The organism is Pseudomonas sp. PDM09 (assembly GCF_014852305.1).
GTDB lineage: Bacteria > Pseudomonadota > Gammaproteobacteria > Pseudomonadales > Pseudomonadaceae > Aquipseudomonas.
The window spans coordinates 1-14,297 of record NZ_JACVBI010000016.1; the positions used below are offsets into that span (position 1 = coordinate 1).

A 14,297-nucleotide genomic window follows, 5' to 3' on the forward strand; every position below is an offset into this window, starting at 1 on the left:
TCTGGCTAACACTTCCCCTTGCCGGGTGTGTAGAGGACTTTCACCTCCAAGTCACCAGCGTGACCACCACAGCCAAGCTGGTTGCGCTTACGCGCAACGCGCCATGCCTGGCGCACAAACGAAAAACCCGGCACTGGGCCGGGTTTCTACTGTCACTCGATATCGAGTTAGCGATGCTTGTACTTATTTTTATGCTTGTGTTTGTGGTTGCCGCCACCGGAATGCGAGCTGCCGCTGTCATTACCCAGGTTGCTGCCCACCGCGCCACCGGCTGCACCGCCCACGCCAGCGCCAATGGTCGAACCGGTGGAGCCGCCCAGACTATTGCCGATCACCGAGCCGCCTGCCGCGCCGATACCGCCGCCAACAGCCGCTTCTGTTCGACTGCCCTTGCGCGCACCGACCGCGCTGCCCGCCGCACCACCGACGCCAGCGCCAACCGCTGCTCCTGTGCTGCCGCCTAGTTGACCGCCGACCACGTTACCCAACGCGCCGCCAAGACCACCGCCCACTGCAGCGGTGCCGTCGCCGGCAGCCATCGCACCCTGAGCAATCAAAAGTCCTAAAACCACCGTGGACAATGTCAAACGCATGATATGAACCTCTAATTTCCGCATCGGGGGAAGATCGTGCCGCGGATAGGCATCAGTCTGGCATCTGCGTCTGTTGAACAGCAAATCAGATGCCGGCTGTAAGAGATTTGAGCCACATACTGCAGAAACGTTCCAAAACGAAGAAGCCCGGCATTGAGCCGGGCTTCTTCAGCGGATCATCTTGGGATCAGTGGCCTTTTTTGGACAGATTGCTGCCCACGCCGCCGCCCAATGCACCACCCAGGCCGGCACCTATGGTGGAGCCAGTCTTGCCGCCCAGGCTGTTGCCAATCACCGAACCGCCCGCCGCGCCGACACCGCCGCCGATGGCCGCTTTGGTGCGGCTGCCTTTGCGTGCTGCAACAGCACTGCCAGCTGCGCCCGCTACGCCGGCACCAATCGCTGCACCTGTGCTGCCGCCCATTTTCTGACCGACCACATTACCCAGCGCGCCACCCAGACCACCACCGAGCGCAGCGGTGCCATCACCGGCAGCCATCGCACCTTGAGCAAACAAAAGGCCCAGAACCAGAGCAGGCAGTGTCAAACGCATAACGAGAACCTCAAAAAAGGGGGAAACCGAAAGGCCGGAGATTGAATGCTTTAGAGGAGGCAAAGTCCAGACACAAACACGGAACAACCTCGTCATTGGCGACGGTTGGACAGCATTTATGGAAAAGGTTTTATGACAGGCAAAAAAAAGCCCGCTGGGGAGACGGGCCAGGGTACTGCTTTCTAACGGATGAGCTGAGACTACGTAGGCAGGTGTGAAAAGTTTGTGAAAAAAACCACTAGTGCGCGCAATGTTGTAGGACATTTCCCCGCATTGCCTCCAAGCATGCTTTTTTCCCTTCAAAAACAAGAAACCCCGCTCAATGGCGGGGCTCGTACGAGTCACTGTTTACTTCCTGGAAGGCGCACCCAGCTTGGGCATGAATTTCGACTTCGGCCCTCGAGTTCGAGGTACCGTAGATTTGATTTTGTTGATTTTGATACGGTCTTCACCGAAGCTCGGCACATAGTCCGTCTGACCACACTGCACGCAATTATTGATTGGAAACTCCGCCCCGTCGTCTTCGATATACGGCTCAGTCATATCTTCGCTCCTCTCAACGGGTCGATACCGGCAAGCCCTATTTGCCTGAAAAATATCGACCACCCAGGATTTTGAGACTAGTCGGTCATTCCCGGACTTGTGATTCAGATTGTTACGTGCCCGACGAATGGCCAGCGCGGCGTCCTACCTCAGCTTGACCGCCGTCCCGGTCACAAACACCACCACCATTCCACCCTTGCCGGCCGGCATGCTGATCTCATAATCGAGCCCTACCACCGCATCCGCCTGAAGCGCCCGCGCCCGTTCCTTGATCTCGTCGGTCGCCTGAATCCGCGCATCTTTCAATGCTCGCTCCAACGTTTGAGAGCGCCCACCGAAAAAATCCCGCATGCCAGCGAACAGATCGCGAATCACGTTGACGCCCTGCACCGACTCGGCGCTGACGATGTCCAGGTATGCGGTAATTTGCCGGCCTTCGATGGTGTGGGTTGTGGTGGTGATCATGAGATTTCCTTTTTCATAGAGGCATGCATTATTCCCAAGTGTGGAGATGATGAAAACAAAAAGCCCAGCATCAGTCGGGGTGGGGATAACAACTCAAGGCGACCTAGACAAATACTGCGCCAACGACTCAAACGCCGGCAATGTCACTGGATCGCCAAACGCGGAAGCCGATAGTTCGGGGACGTAATCGGCGACACGATTGTTCGCATCGATCCTCCCTTCAGCCACCAACATCGCCCCCAGCGTGCCGACCACGGATTTAGTCACCGACATCGCCGCGTGCTGGCGTTTCAGCACGCCCAAGTAACGTTCGCAACCTTTCCGCGGTGCAGCACCACAATCCCATCGGTGTAAGTGGCCACGAGGGATTGGTCCCAGGTCATCGACGCCTTCGCGCCGAGCTGCACGAAATTGATCGCGTCGATGTCCTTGCGCAACGCAGACTCCAATGGAATCAGTGCGCCAAGGCCTCGTGAGACGTTGATCGTTGGCATCAATCGACGGAAGTTCGAGACACTCCAGCGCATCGCCAGAAACTGAAAATAGCAGCCATCCCGAAATAAACTCGGTAACCGCTAAGCAGCGCAAAGCAAGACTATGAGGAACAAAGGTTGAACAAGCATATTGGATCTGACTTCGATGATTTCCTTGCTGAGCAAGGTCTTACCAAAGAGGTTTCTGCCACAGATCTCCAGCGCGTCATTTCCTGGCAAACTACTGAGGCCATGAAGCTGAACCCTTGCCTAGCGGATGCATACAAGCCGCACCGCAGTGGATCGGGCATTCAATCAAAATGACTCAGGCATGACATTGGCCACTGCCCCCTCGGAAAACCAAGCCCCTAATCTCGAGTCCTGTAGGAACTAGAGAAGCTTGATCAACACCGCAGTAATAGTTGCCACCGTCACAATCAGGCCAGTCGCAACGCCTACCGGATACCAAAAAATTTCACAGGTCATCTTGTCAGCTTCGGCGTTCAGCTTGCGCTGTTCAGCCATCAGCTTGACGATTTCCACGTGAACTTTTTTCAGTTCGACCTGTTTCATGGGGAATTCCTGCATAACGTGCAAGCATCCGTTACGGATAATGGGGCGCTTCTTGTCTGCTGCCCTTTGAGTCATTTTGCACCCTGAAGCCGCAAAACCAATACTCCTCACAGTGCGACTCATATGAGTGCCAAAACCGATGAAAGCCCCCAACCATCTGGCTTTCCAGCATTGCTTCCCACACGCCTAACAATCGTCCTACATCAATTTCGGAAAGCGCCTTCGCTGATACCGCCACGCATGAAATCCAGACGCCAGAAACCACAAAACCCCTCACCTCTCTCGAAATCAGGGGTTTTGGTTACATCGAATTTGACGGTGAAGGAGAGATTCGAATGCTTTCTGAATGATGGTGCAATAAGGCCCCCGCACCTAGCTTGATGGGGGGCCTTTTTTACATAAGTGGCGTTCTATTCATTGATCGGCAAAAGCCGCATCGGCCATAAGCGGTGCCCGCACATCCGCCATACATAAACCGACAGGCGGTTATTCCAGTCGCAAAACTCCTCTTGTCGGGTTGCAACACAGCGGTAGTTTATTATAGGAAATCTTTCATTTCGATATCCAAGCTAGCTCTTGACTTTATCTTTGCGAGAAGATCATCAATTTTTTCAACATCTAACATGCGAGCCCCGGCTGTTTCGCTAATAGATTCATCATCTAGAGCCGATAAAAACAGCTCTTTTATAGCGATGTTTTCAGAGTATAGATCTTTGATTATTTTGGTTGTTGGATTAATCCACTTTCCCATTGGTATTATTTTTTCTAATCCATCAAAAATATGGTCTTCCCTATAAGACTTGAGTTGAGTGGGGAATTCTGAAGTTATAGCTTCCCAAGCCAATTGATGTAAGTTTTCATGCTTGTTAGAGTATGCAAAAGCAAGAAAACATCGAACACCATTAATCGTACCGTTTCTCCAGAGAGTAGAACCCAGCTTACCGCTATCATGTATATCGCTTGAAAGGATATCAACATAGGTTCCGTCTTCCTGCTCTAACGGTTCTGAGTTTCCTTGGGCAGCCCAAAGTCCGATTTTGAAATTATAAACAAATCGGCAAGTATTGATGGCATTGATTTGCTCGTTCTCACTGGGGCGAAAATTTTTCGCCTCCAGTGCAAATTTTTGAGTTATTACGGACTCAAAAAGTACCGGATTCATATCGTTTAAAAATTCGAATACTTTAACGAAAGATTGAGATAGTGGGCTTTCAAATATTTTTTTCAGCAAAGATAGGCTGGATTCGTTAAATATTATGTATTCCGCAGCAAAGTATTCCAATAGTGTTTTGTGGAAGAATTTATACTCAGTACCATCTCGTTGCATAAGAGGAACGGCGACAAACAAATCATCCAAGAAGTTTGATGTGGAACTAGGTTTAGCTAGGCTTATCTTGGCCGCATTATTGATGAAGCTGTCAGCCTCGCTGAGGCTTTTAAATGAGGTCTTCATCCTGAGCATCATGTAGTGACAAAGAGCTCGAAGCAGCTTTCTAAAATCCTCGAATCCAAGGCCTGATTTTTTTTGCCTGGCGTATCCGTTTTTATTAATTAAGTCATGCCCTTTATAAAGAGCGTGATATATTTCGTCGTAAAATGTCGATATTTTATCCGCGATTGAATTGTTTATTCCGTAGGTCCTATATAGTAACGATACTAAAAGTGGGCTTTCGATAAATTTGGAAGGAACGTTAGATATTTCTTTGCTGAGTTTCTCTCCGACATCTAATCCGGAGATTTTATCGTATCTGTTTAGTAAGGATAATGCTTGCTCTAGAGTAAATGGTGCAAACTTCAAGGAGGTTGCATTGATTAGGTCTGGGGTTACTTCTTGAGGGCGAGTTGTGATAAGTATTGCGTTTTCCCCACCTTTTACTGATATTTCGTGCAGTTGATTTGCCAGCAAGTGCTGGTGATCAATTGGTGTCTCGTCAAAACCGTCGAGTATTACGAAAAATTTACCTAATTTCAAAAGCCGATAAAAAAGCTTCCTGTCAAATTTTTCGTCAGGAAAGTCAAGCTCAGTCGCAACGTTATCTGTAATGTCTAGCTTCGGATCTAATTTTCTAAGATCGAATAGAATTGGGATTCGGTCGGACTTAAATAATAGTCTTGCAACGATAAATTTTGAAAATGTACTCTTTCCCATTCCAGCGCCGTCGACGATGATAATAGGTTTTGACGGGGAAGAAATGAGTTCGTCAGCGGTGATTAAATTCTTGGGTGTGTCGAAGTGGGTACTTCGTACCATGTAAAGTGGTTCGTACGCTTCATATATATTTAGTTTTAGCTGAGGAAACGTAATGGACGTTATCTCTTTTACACGTTCTGAAAGTTTTATTAGGTAGCGCTCGATTATTAGAGAAAGCGCATCGCTATCAAGTTTTCCTTTTAATTCTTTTTCTATAGCCCATTTCCTGACTTTCTCGATAGTCGGAGATAATGCTGCATTTATAAGTTCCAGCCCCGGCCTTACTGCTTCACTAACTATCTTTTGATCTATTGATGACATCGTGATCTCCTTATGCTCGATTTAAGTATTCTTTTAATTCGTATTCGCTTCGCCGGTTAAATGATGAAATCGTTGTCTACCTAGTGGTTGTCGAGCTTCTGTTTACTGCGCACGATGCATTTGTCCTTTTAACATGATTGGTATTGTGACGGAGGATTCATTTCCCAAGCTCATGTCTGCTTCTGGCCGTTTGATGCCAGTCACAGCGATTCCTAGCACAGCCGTAATCGCATGATCGCCTCTGTAATCGCTTTTGCGTTTGTATCCAGTGTTCCCAAAGCCGCAACGGCGTTATCGGCAACAATGTCTGCGCCATCCCCTGAAATCCAATGGGTGATCTCTTCGATCGCCGCACCCAGCGCATGCTGGTTGTGCAGCAGCAGCGATATTGGAATCCGAGTTACTTGGCATTTGGATCGTCCTTGAATAAAAGGTCAGGAAGGCTAATTCGTGCCTGCCAGATCAGATTAGCCCAGACATCTTTCCTTGGCGTTTTTTCGCACCAAAAAAGCGCATCTGTCCCATATGGCCATTTTTTGGACGCCAAAAACCACAAACCCCCGACTTTCTCTAGGAAAATCAGGGGTTTGTGTTTTCAAAATGTGGCGGTGAAGGAGAGATTCGAACTCTCGATACAGTTTCCTGTATACACACTTTCCAGGCGTGCTCCTTAAGCCACTCGGACACTTCACCGTATCTCGTCAAACATGTTCTGTCTGTCGAGGCGCGCTAATGTAGTCGAAAGCTTTTCTGATGGCAAACTTTTTTTGCAGAATTTTCATGCGGTTAGCGATTTAGTCGTTCCGCTGGGTGCCGTGCCATGGCAAACCCGCCAATCTCTGGCTTCGCGCCCTCTTCTATATAGAGGGGAATGCGCGGCTGGCGTGGCCGGCAACGCTTCCCGGGAGGGGAAAAGGGTGACCGGGTGGTCAGTCACGGCGCTTTACCTGGCCTACGGCGGTGGGTAACGTCTGCCCTACTTTATTAGAAGGATTGGCGTCATGAGTGAGTTGATTTCTTACCATCTCGAAGACGGTATCGCGACCCTGACCTTGAGCAATGGCAAGGTCAATGCCATCTCACCGGATGTGATTGTTGCGTTTAACGCTGCGCTGGATCGGGCAGTGGCGGATCGGGCGGTGGTGATCATTACCAGTCAGCCGGGCATTTTTTCGGGTGGTTATGACTTGAAGGTGATGACGGCCGGCCCTAAAGAGGCGATTGCACTGGTGGCTGCCGGTTCGACGCTGGCTCGTCGCCTGCTGTCGCACCCGTTCCCGGTGGTTGTGGCGTGCCCTGGGCATGCGGTGGCCAAGGGTGCGTTTATTTTGTTGTCGGCCGACTACCGCATTGGTGTCGATGGCCCGTTCAGCATTGGTCTGAATGAAGTGCAGATCGGCATGACCATGCACCATGCCGGTATCGAGCTGGCGCGTGATCGTCTGCGCAAGTCGGCGTTTCATCGCGCGGTGATTAATGCCGAGATGTTCAATCCACAGAGTGCTGTGGATGCCGGTTTCCTTGATCTGGTGGTGTCGGCCGAAGAGCTGCAAGGCGCAGCGCTGGCGGCGGCTCGTCAGTTGAAGAAGCTCAACATGACCGCCCATAAAAACACCAAGCTCAAAGTGCGCAAGGCGTTGCTGGAGACGCTGGACAACGCGATCATCCTGGATCAGGAGCATATGGGTTAAGCCCGAACGCGCTGTACCGAAAAGCCCGACCGTCGTGTCGGGCTTTTTCTTGCGTGTCTGGTTCAAAACCTTACAACCGCTCTAAACCGCATCTGACCCATAAGTCGGAAACAAGCGCTCAAACATCGGCTATCTCCCACTTCTATAGCGGCAATTGCCGAAAACAGTGCACATCCGTACACTGCGCCACCTTTTGTCCCGGTGGGCCCTTTAAATGCTGTTTGTGTTTCGTATGTTATTGATGGGCTTGCACTTTATTCTGGCCGGCATGCTTGGTGTGATTCTCGGTCTGTGCCGACCGTTCAATCCGGACAACAGCCGTTTATGCGCACGTCTGTATGCGTGGCCGGCGATGTGCATTCTGCGTTTGCGGGTGAAGACCGACGTCGGGCCGTTAATGGATAAGCCTGACAGCTGCGTGATCATTGCCAACCACCAGTCCAACTACGATCTGTTTGTGTTCGGCAACGTGGTGCCCCGCCGCACCGTGTGCATTGGCAAGAAGAGCCTGAAGTGGGTGCCTTTGTTCGGGCAGTTGTTCTGGTTGGCCGGCAATGTGTTGATTGACCGCGGCAATGCACACAAGGCACGCCAGTCGATGCTGACCACGACTCGCACCTTGCAGCATGAAGACACCTCGATCTGGGTTTTCCCCGAAGGCACGCGCAACCTCGGCGAAGAACTGCTGCCGTTCAAAAAAGGTGCGTTCCAGATGGCGATTGCCGCGGGCGTGCCGATTGTTCCGGTGTGTGTCAGCAGTTACGTCAAACACATGCGATTGAACCGCTGGCGCAGTGGGAAAATTCTGATCCGTTCGCTGCCGGCGATTCCTACGGCTGGATTGAGTCTGGATGACATGCCGATGCTGATCGCCCAGTGCCGTGAGCAGATGCGCGAGTGCATCGACTCGATGGATCGGCAACTGCAGACCGCCTGAAAGAAACCCGCCCTGTGCGGGTTTTCTTTTGCCTGCGAACTCTACAGATTTTGCTGACTCTCAAGCAGCAGACAAGGTTAAGCTGAATCCTGCTTGCCACTGCATTTTTGCTAATACAAAGCGCTAATAAGAAGTGAACCAAAATCATGGGTAGAGTCGTTGCTGCTGCGGTTTACAGTGCCGGTAAGAAGGTCACCAATATCACGCTCGACGAAGGCGCTGCCTGGGCTGCCAAGCCCGGCCACTTTGTCTGGATTGGTCTGGAAGAGCCGAACGCCGAAGAGCTGTTCAACCTGCAACGTCAGTTCAACCTGCATGAACTGGCGATCGAAGATGCCCTGGAAAAACACAGCCGACCGAAGCTGGAGACGTTCGGCGACGCGCTGTTTATCGTCACGTATTCGCCAATCCGCAATGAAGGCAAACTGCAGTTCATCGAGACTCATATCTTCGCCGGCAAGGGTTACATCATTACCGCACGCAATGGACATTCGGCGTCCTACGCGTACGTCCGACAGCGCTGTGAGGCGCGGCCGCTGTTGTTGGAGCATGGGGAGGATTTCGTACTCTATGCCATTCTCGACTTCGTGATTGAAAACTACCAGCCGATGGGCGAAGCGATTCATGCCGAGATCGATGAGCTGGAGAGCAATGTCCTCTGCGGTTCACTGAACGAGCGCGATATCCAGAAACTCCACGGCCTTCGCCGCGATGTATTGCGCTTGCGCCGGTTTGCGGCACCCATGGTGGAGATCGGTGAGGAACTGCAAAAGCTGAGCTTTCCGTTCATCGACAAGAACATGCGCCCGTATTTCCGCGACGTGCAGATTCATGTCACGCGGCAGATGGAAGACCTGACGACCCTGGCGGACATTGCCAGCCAGACCATCGAGGTCGGGGTGTTGCTGGAGGCGTCACGCCAGAGCGTGGTGCAGCGCAAGTTCGCGGCGTGGGCGGCGATTCTGGCGTTCCCGACGGCGATAGCGGGGATTTACGGGATGAACTTCGAGGACATGCCAGAGTTGAGTTGGCATTACGGGTATTTCGGGGTGTTGGGGTTTATTACTATTGGGTGTGTCGGTTTGTGGGCGAGTTTCAAGCGGTCGGGATGGTTGTAGTCAGGACTGAGGCGTCTGAACGAATTCGCGGGCAAGCCTCGCTCCTACAAGAACACCGAACCTCCTGTAGGAGCGAGGCTTGCCCGCGAAGCCTTTAAGGCTTAACCGACTCACCCTCACCCTCAGGCTTGTGCGCCACAAACCGCATCATCCACTCTGCGACGGTCGTGCCGTGATGCTCGTGTTCAAGACTGGCCATACCTTTCGAATAAATCTGCTCGCCCAGCGCTTCCTGACGAATATCCAGCAACGCCCGTGAGTAATCGTGAATGAACTCCGGATGCCCCTGGAAGCACAGCACCTGATCGTTGATGTGGTACGCAGCGAACGGGCAAAAATCACTCGAAGCAATCACCGTAGCGTTTTCCGGTAGCGCGGTGACCTGATCCTGATGGCTGATCAGCAGCGTCAGCTCTTCCCTCAGTGGGCTCATCCACGGCGCCTTGGCGGCGAGTTTGTAGCTATGGGTGCCTACGCCCCAACCCTGGGTCGCCCGCTCGCTCTTGCCGCCCAACAACAGCGCCAGCAACTGATGGCCGAAGCACACGCCCAGCAGTTTGTCGCCGCGCTGGTAGCGGTCCAGCAGGTAGGTCTTGAGGGTTTCAATCCACGGGTCGGTGCCGAAGGAATCGGCCTTGCTACCGGTGACCAGATACGCATCAAAGATCTGATCATCGCTGGGATAATCGCCCTGCATCACGTTGTACACGGTGAACTCGGCAGCGATGGGTTGCTGCGAAAACAGACGCTGGAACATCTGCCCGTAACCCTGATATTGATCGACGAGTTCCGGACGCAGGATGTCGGTTTCCAGAATGCAGATGCGTAACGACATAAAAAATACCTGACACATGAAGGGAATAATGCACACCCCAGAGCCTGCCTTGAAACACCGTGGCAAGGCAAGCCCCGGAGCGCGTCATCGGTCCCTTAGAACGTCCCTTAGAACAACGCGTCTTTGGCGGCTTTCTCCAGCAGCAGCGCAGGCGGTGTGAAGCGCTCGCCGTACTGCTCAGCCAGGTACTGGGCGCGGGCGACGAAGTCTTTCACGCCGTACTGATTGATGAACTGCAGCGCACCGCCGGTCCAGGCCGCGAAGCCGATGCCGAAGATCGAGCCAACGTTGGCATCCGCCGTCGAGGTCAGCACGCCCTCTTCCATGCAGCGCACGGTTTCGATGGCTTGGACGAACAGCAGTCGATCGCGTATGTCCTTCGGTGAAATCTGCCCATCGGCTTTCTCGAAGCGGGTTTTCAGCTCTGGCCACAAATGCTTCTGCCCTGTGGCCGGGTAATCGTAGAAACCACCTCCAGCGGCCTTGCCCGGACGCTTGTATTCCTTGAGCAGCAAGTCAATCACGGCGAACGCCGGGTGCTCAATCAGCGGTTTCCCTTCTGCTCGCAGGTCTTTGGCGGTTTGTTCGCGGATATGGCTCATGAGGCTGAGGGAAACTTCGTCGGAAATCGCCAGAGGTCCGACAGGCATACCGGCCTTGCGCGCTTCGGTCTCGATCATCGGCGCGCTCACACCTTCGCCAAGCATGGCGATGCCTTCGTTGGTGAAGGTGCCGAACACCCGCGACGTGAAGAAGCCGCGACTGTCGTTGACCACAATCGGGGTTTTCTTGATTTGCAGGACGAAATCGAAACCGCGAGCCAGGGTTTCATCGCTGGTATGGGCACCTTTGATGATTTCCACCAGCGGCATTTTCTCCACAGGACTGAAGAAATGCAGGCCGATGAATTTCGTCTGGTCCGGCACAGCGGTGGCCAGGCCGCTGATCGGCAAGGTCGAGGTGTTGGAGGCGATGACCGCATCCGACCCGACAACGGTTTGCGCGGCTGATGAGACCCTGGCCTTCAGTTCGCGATCTTCAAACACCGCTTCAATGATCAGATCGCAACCGGCCAGATCCGCATCGTTTTCGGTGGCATGGATTCGCGCCAAAATATCCTCGCGCTGCTCCCGGGTTAACTGACCACGCGCAACCTTCTTGTCCAGCAACGCCGCCGAGTGGGCCTTGCCCTTCTCTGCCGCGGCGAGGTTGATGTCTTTGAGCACCACGTCGATGCCGGCCGATGCGCTGACGAATGCGATGCCCGCGCCCATCATCCCGGCGCCGAGCACGCCGACTTTCTTCGTCACATAAGGCGCTATGCCTTGGGGCCGCGAGCCGCCGGCATTGATTTCATTGAGCTGAAACCAGAACGTGCCAATGAGGTTTTTTGACACCTGGCCGGTGGTCAGCTCGGTGAAGTAGCGGGTTTCGATCAGGTGCGCCGTATCAAAATCCACCTGGGCGCCTTCCACCGCAGCACAGAGAATTTTCTCCGGCGCGGGCAGGCAGCCCTGGGTTTTGCTGCGCAGAATCGATGGCGTGATGGCCAGCATCGGCGCGAGCTTGGGATCCGACGGCGTGCCGCCAGGAATCTGATAACCCTTCACGTCCCAGCGCTGCACAGCGACCGGGTGATCGACAATCCACGCCCGCGCCTTGGCCATCAGTTCATCGCGATCGGCGGCCAACTCGTCGATCAACCGCGCCTGCAACGCCTGTTGCGGGCGGATTTTCTTGCCTTCAAGCAAATACGGCAGAGCTTTTTCGATGCCCAGCATGCGGACCATGCGCACTACCCCGCCGCCGCCCGGCAACAGGCCAAGAGTGACTTCCGGCAGACCCAGCAGCACCGACGGGTTGTCCAGCGCGACGCGGTGATGACAGGCCAGACAGATTTCCCAACCGCCACCGAGCGCTGCGCCATTGATCGCAGCGACCACCGGTTTGCCGAGGGTTTCCAGGGTGCGCAGTTGGCCCTTGAGTGTCAGCACCATGTCGTAAAAGGCTTTGGCTTCGGGTTTGCCGACCTTGATCAGTTCATTGAGGTCGCCGCCGGCGAAGAAGGTCTTCTTGGCCGAGGTGATGATCACACCAATGGCGTCCTTGTCGGCGACCAGTCGGGCGACGCAGGTGGCCATGGCGTCGCGGTAGACCGCGTTCATGGTGTTGGCACTCTGGCCCGGCATGTCGATGGTCAGGACGACGATCTGGTCCTGGCCCTTTTCGTAACGGATGGCTTGGGTCATGGCAATGTTCCTTGAAGTCAGGGCTCAGAGGCGTTCGATGATGGTGGCAATGCCCATGCCGCCGCCGACACACAATGTCGCCAGGCCATAGCGCAGGCGCCGGGTTTCCAATTCATCGAGCAGCGTGCCGAGAATCGCGCAGCCGGTGGCGCCGAGCGGGTGGCCCATGGCGATGGAGCCGCCGTTGACGTTGACCTTGTCGGGGTCGATGGCCATGTCCTTGATGAACTTGAGCACCACCGAGGCGAACGCTTCATTGACTTCGAACAGGTCGACATCTTCGACCCGTAGCCCGGCCTTGGCCAGCGCCTTGCGGGTCGCCGGCGCGGGGCCGGTGAGCATGATGGTCGGGTCAGTGCTGGTGACCGCCGTGGCGACGATTCGCGCCCGGGGCTGCAAACCCAGCGCCCGGCCCTTCGCTTCGGAGCCGATCAGCATCAGCGCTGCGCCATCGACGATCCCGGAGCTGTTGCCCGGCGTATGAACGTGGTTAATCCGCTCCACTTGGCTGTAAACCCGCAATGCAGTGGCGTCGAAGCCCATTTGCCCGATCATTTCGAAACTCGGCTTGAGCTTGCCCAGGCCTTCCATCGTCGATTCGGCACGAATGAACTCATCGTGATCGAGCAGAATGATGCCGTTCTGGTCTTGCACCGGCACCAGCGACTTGTTGAATGAACCATTCGCCCGCGCCCGCGCTGCCTTCTGTTGAGAGTGCAACGCGAAGGCATCGACGTCCTGACGGCTGAAACCTTCAATCGTGGCGATCAGGTCCGCACCCACGCCCTGGGGCGTGAAGTGGTTGTGCAAATTGGTTTCCGGGTCCAGCGCCCAAGCCCCGCCATCGCTGCCCATGGCCACGCGGGACATCGATTCGACGCCACCGACTACCACCAGGTCTTCGAAGCCGGAACGCACTTTCATCGCGCCGAGGTTCACCGCTTCCAGACCCGACGCGCAGAAGCGATTGAGCTGCATACCGGCCACGCTGACGTCCCAATCGGCCACCTGCGTGGCGGTCTTGGCGATGTCGGAACCCTGATCGCCGATGGGCGTCACGCAGCCGAGCACCACATCATCGACCTGACTGGTGTCCAGAGACGTGCGCTGCTGCAGCGCCGTCAGCAGCCCGGCGACCAGATTCACTGGCTTGACGCTGTGCAAGGCGCCATTGGCCTTGCCTTTACCACGGGGCGTGCGTAACGCGTCGAATATCAAAGCCTGGGTCATGACGTCCTCGAACCTGGTGGTGAATGAAGATCAAAAGATCGCAGCCTTCGGCGGCTCCTACAGGAGACCGTGTGACCCTGATCTTTATGCCCTCACCTTATGCCCAGCAGCCGTGGATTCAATGACCACAGTGCTCATTGGCGTTGACGGTCACGCTCAGACGAACGGTAGTCTGCTATCGGATAAACCGATTCCCATCACCAAGCTGTCTAGCAAACGGGCGCCCAAGAAGCTGGCCATAAGCCTCATACCTTTTTAAAAGCGATAAGTGCTCAGCACATACGAAATGGATCTAAGCCAATCGTGACGCGGGCCCTAAGGTAAACCTGTACGAAGTTGTCGTCGGGTTTTGCCGAGGCACTCGTCATACAAGGAAGTGCAGCGCTCTGCCGTCATGGAGATAGGCAGGCAGGCATCAGGAAATAACAAAAAAGGCGGTCAAGCCATGTTCAAGCATTCGAAAGTTCGTCAAGCCGGGCTCATTCTATTCGCCACTACACTGTTGTTGATTTTGCCGAACCTGAC

Annotated in this window: 13 protein-coding genes, 1 tRNA gene and 2 pseudogenes; 4 read left to right on the forward strand and 12 right to left on the reverse strand. The window is 54.2% G+C overall.

The features are described 5' to 3' along the window. Nucleotides 1-167: 167 nt before the first annotated feature. From IB250_RS28085 to IB250_RS28100, 5 genes and pseudogenes are all read right to left on the reverse strand, one after another. The gene (locus IB250_RS28085) at nucleotides 168-593 is read right to left on the reverse strand and encodes a glycine zipper domain-containing protein (RefSeq protein ID WP_123496365.1); all 426 of its coding nucleotides are present in this window, start codon (nucleotides 591-593) and stop codon (nucleotides 168-170) included. 187 nt (nucleotides 594-780) lie between these two features. Continuing rightward, nucleotides 781-1,146, reverse strand: a complete 366-nt coding sequence (locus IB250_RS28090) for a bacteriocin (protein ID WP_192346936.1) — start codon at nucleotides 1,144-1,146, stop codon at nucleotides 781-783. Between the two features lie 348 nt (nucleotides 1,147-1,494). Next, nucleotides 1,495-1,689: a hypothetical protein gene (locus tag IB250_RS28780; RefSeq protein WP_008072999.1), complete on the reverse strand. Its 195-nt coding sequence runs from the start codon at nucleotides 1,687-1,689 to the stop codon at nucleotides 1,495-1,497. A 144-nt stretch (nucleotides 1,690-1,833) separates the two neighbouring features. Continuing rightward, nucleotides 1,834-2,154 (reverse strand): YbjQ family protein, encoded by a 321-nt coding sequence (locus tag IB250_RS28095; RefSeq protein WP_007902143.1) that lies wholly within the window; start codon nucleotides 2,152-2,154, stop codon nucleotides 1,834-1,836. Nucleotides 2,155-2,304: 150 nt separating this feature from the next. Continuing rightward, nucleotides 2,305-2,714: pseudogene (locus tag IB250_RS28100) on the reverse strand (serine hydrolase); the annotation flags it as partial. 51 nt (nucleotides 2,715-2,765) lie between these two features. Here IB250_RS28100 and IB250_RS28105 point away from each other — a divergent pair. Continuing rightward, nucleotides 2,766-3,021, forward strand: a pseudogene (locus tag IB250_RS28105) (Fis family transcriptional regulator). On the opposite strand, the gene IB250_RS28110 reads toward IB250_RS28105, so the two are convergent. From IB250_RS28110 to IB250_RS28120, 4 genes are all read right to left on the reverse strand, one after another. Next, nucleotides 3,018-3,200 (reverse strand): hypothetical protein, encoded by a 183-nt coding sequence (locus IB250_RS28110; RefSeq protein ID WP_192346939.1) that lies wholly within the window; start codon nucleotides 3,198-3,200, stop codon nucleotides 3,018-3,020. The pseudogene IB250_RS28105 and the gene IB250_RS28110 sit on opposite strands and share 4 nt — an antisense overlap. 538 nt (nucleotides 3,201-3,738) lie before the next feature. Then, the gene (locus IB250_RS28115; RefSeq protein ID WP_192346941.1) at nucleotides 3,739-5,712 is read right to left on the reverse strand and encodes an NACHT domain-containing protein; all 1,974 of its coding nucleotides are present in this window, start codon (nucleotides 5,710-5,712) and stop codon (nucleotides 3,739-3,741) included. A gap of 212 nt (nucleotides 5,713-5,924) precedes the next feature. Next, a complete protein-coding gene (locus IB250_RS29180) occupies nucleotides 5,925-6,140 on the reverse strand; it encodes a hypothetical protein (protein ID WP_412548360.1) in 216 nt (71 codons plus the stop codon). A gap of 175 nt (nucleotides 6,141-6,315) precedes the next feature. Further along, a tRNA-Ser gene (locus tag IB250_RS28120) sits at nucleotides 6,316-6,405 on the reverse strand. A gap of 308 nt (nucleotides 6,406-6,713) precedes the next feature. On the opposite strand from IB250_RS28120, the gene IB250_RS28125 reads away from it, so the two are divergent. The 3 genes from IB250_RS28125 to IB250_RS28135 all read left to right on the forward strand — a co-directional run bounded on the left by IB250_RS28125 (nucleotide 6,714) and on the right by IB250_RS28135 (nucleotide 9,458). After that, the gene (locus IB250_RS28125; RefSeq protein WP_123496361.1) at nucleotides 6,714-7,403 is read left to right on the forward strand and encodes a crotonase/enoyl-CoA hydratase family protein; all 690 of its coding nucleotides are present in this window, start codon (nucleotides 6,714-6,716) and stop codon (nucleotides 7,401-7,403) included. 214 nt (nucleotides 7,404-7,617) lie between these two features. Then, nucleotides 7,618-8,340: a lysophospholipid acyltransferase family protein gene (locus IB250_RS28130; RefSeq protein ID WP_192346943.1), complete on the forward strand. Its 723-nt coding sequence runs from the start codon at nucleotides 7,618-7,620 to the stop codon at nucleotides 8,338-8,340. Nucleotides 8,341-8,486: 146 nt separating this feature from the next. Next, nucleotides 8,487-9,458, forward strand: a complete 972-nt coding sequence (locus IB250_RS28135; protein WP_192346945.1) for a magnesium and cobalt transport protein CorA — start codon at nucleotides 8,487-8,489, stop codon at nucleotides 9,456-9,458. A gap of 94 nt (nucleotides 9,459-9,552) precedes the next feature. Here IB250_RS28135 and IB250_RS28140 read toward each other — a convergent pair whose 3' ends face one another. The 3 genes from IB250_RS28140 to IB250_RS28150 all read right to left on the reverse strand — a co-directional run bounded on the left by IB250_RS28140 (nucleotide 9,553) and on the right by IB250_RS28150 (nucleotide 13,772). Next, nucleotides 9,553-10,293, reverse strand: coding sequence for an amidotransferase (locus IB250_RS28140; protein WP_192346947.1), 741 nt, complete (start codon nucleotides 10,291-10,293; stop codon nucleotides 9,553-9,555). A gap of 107 nt (nucleotides 10,294-10,400) precedes the next feature. Then, entirely contained in the window at nucleotides 10,401-12,542 is a 2,142-nt protein-coding gene (locus tag IB250_RS28145; RefSeq protein WP_192346949.1) for a 3-hydroxyacyl-CoA dehydrogenase NAD-binding domain-containing protein, read from the reverse strand. Between the two features lie 24 nt (nucleotides 12,543-12,566). Beyond that, nucleotides 12,567-13,772 (reverse strand): acetyl-CoA C-acetyltransferase, encoded by a 1,206-nt coding sequence (locus tag IB250_RS28150; protein ID WP_192346951.1) that lies wholly within the window; start codon nucleotides 13,770-13,772, stop codon nucleotides 12,567-12,569. Between the last annotated feature and the right edge of the window lie 525 nt (nucleotides 13,773-14,297).

Excerpts from the sequence above, each read along its gene's own strand:
- IB250_RS28085 (WP_123496365.1), bottom strand. The coding sequence starts at position 593 with ATGCGTTTGACATTGTCCACGGTGGTTTTAGGACTTTTGATTGCTCAG.
- IB250_RS28090 (WP_192346936.1), bottom strand. The coding sequence starts at position 1,146 with ATGCGTTTGACACTGCCTGCTCTGGTTCTGGGCCTTTTGTTTGCTCAA.
- IB250_RS28780 (WP_008072999.1), bottom strand. The coding sequence starts at position 1,689 with ATGACTGAGCCGTATATCGAAGACGACGGGGCGGAGTTTCCAATCAAT.
- IB250_RS28095 (WP_007902143.1), bottom strand. The coding sequence starts at position 2,154 with ATGATCACCACCACAACCCACACCATCGAAGGCCGGCAAATTACCGCA.
- IB250_RS28110 (WP_192346939.1), bottom strand. The coding sequence starts at position 3,200 with ATGAAACAGGTCGAACTGAAAAAAGTTCACGTGGAAATCGTCAAGCTG.
- IB250_RS28115 (WP_192346941.1), bottom strand. The coding sequence starts at position 5,712 with ATGTCATCAATAGATCAAAAGATAGTTAGTGAAGCAGTAAGGCCGGGG.
- IB250_RS28125 (WP_123496361.1), top strand. The coding sequence starts at position 6,714 with ATGAGTGAGTTGATTTCTTACCATCTCGAAGACGGTATCGCGACCCTG.
- IB250_RS28130 (WP_192346943.1), top strand. The coding sequence starts at position 7,618 with ATGCTGTTTGTGTTTCGTATGTTATTGATGGGCTTGCACTTTATTCTG.
- IB250_RS28135 (WP_192346945.1), top strand. The coding sequence starts at position 8,487 with ATGGGTAGAGTCGTTGCTGCTGCGGTTTACAGTGCCGGTAAGAAGGTC.
- IB250_RS28140 (WP_192346947.1), bottom strand. The coding sequence starts at position 10,293 with ATGTCGTTACGCATCTGCATTCTGGAAACCGACATCCTGCGTCCGGAA.
- IB250_RS28145 (WP_192346949.1), bottom strand. The coding sequence starts at position 12,542 with ATGACCCAAGCCATCCGTTACGAAAAGGGCCAGGACCAGATCGTCGTC.
- IB250_RS28150 (WP_192346951.1), bottom strand. The coding sequence starts at position 13,772 with ATGACCCAGGCTTTGATATTCGACGCGTTACGCACGCCCCGTGGTAAA.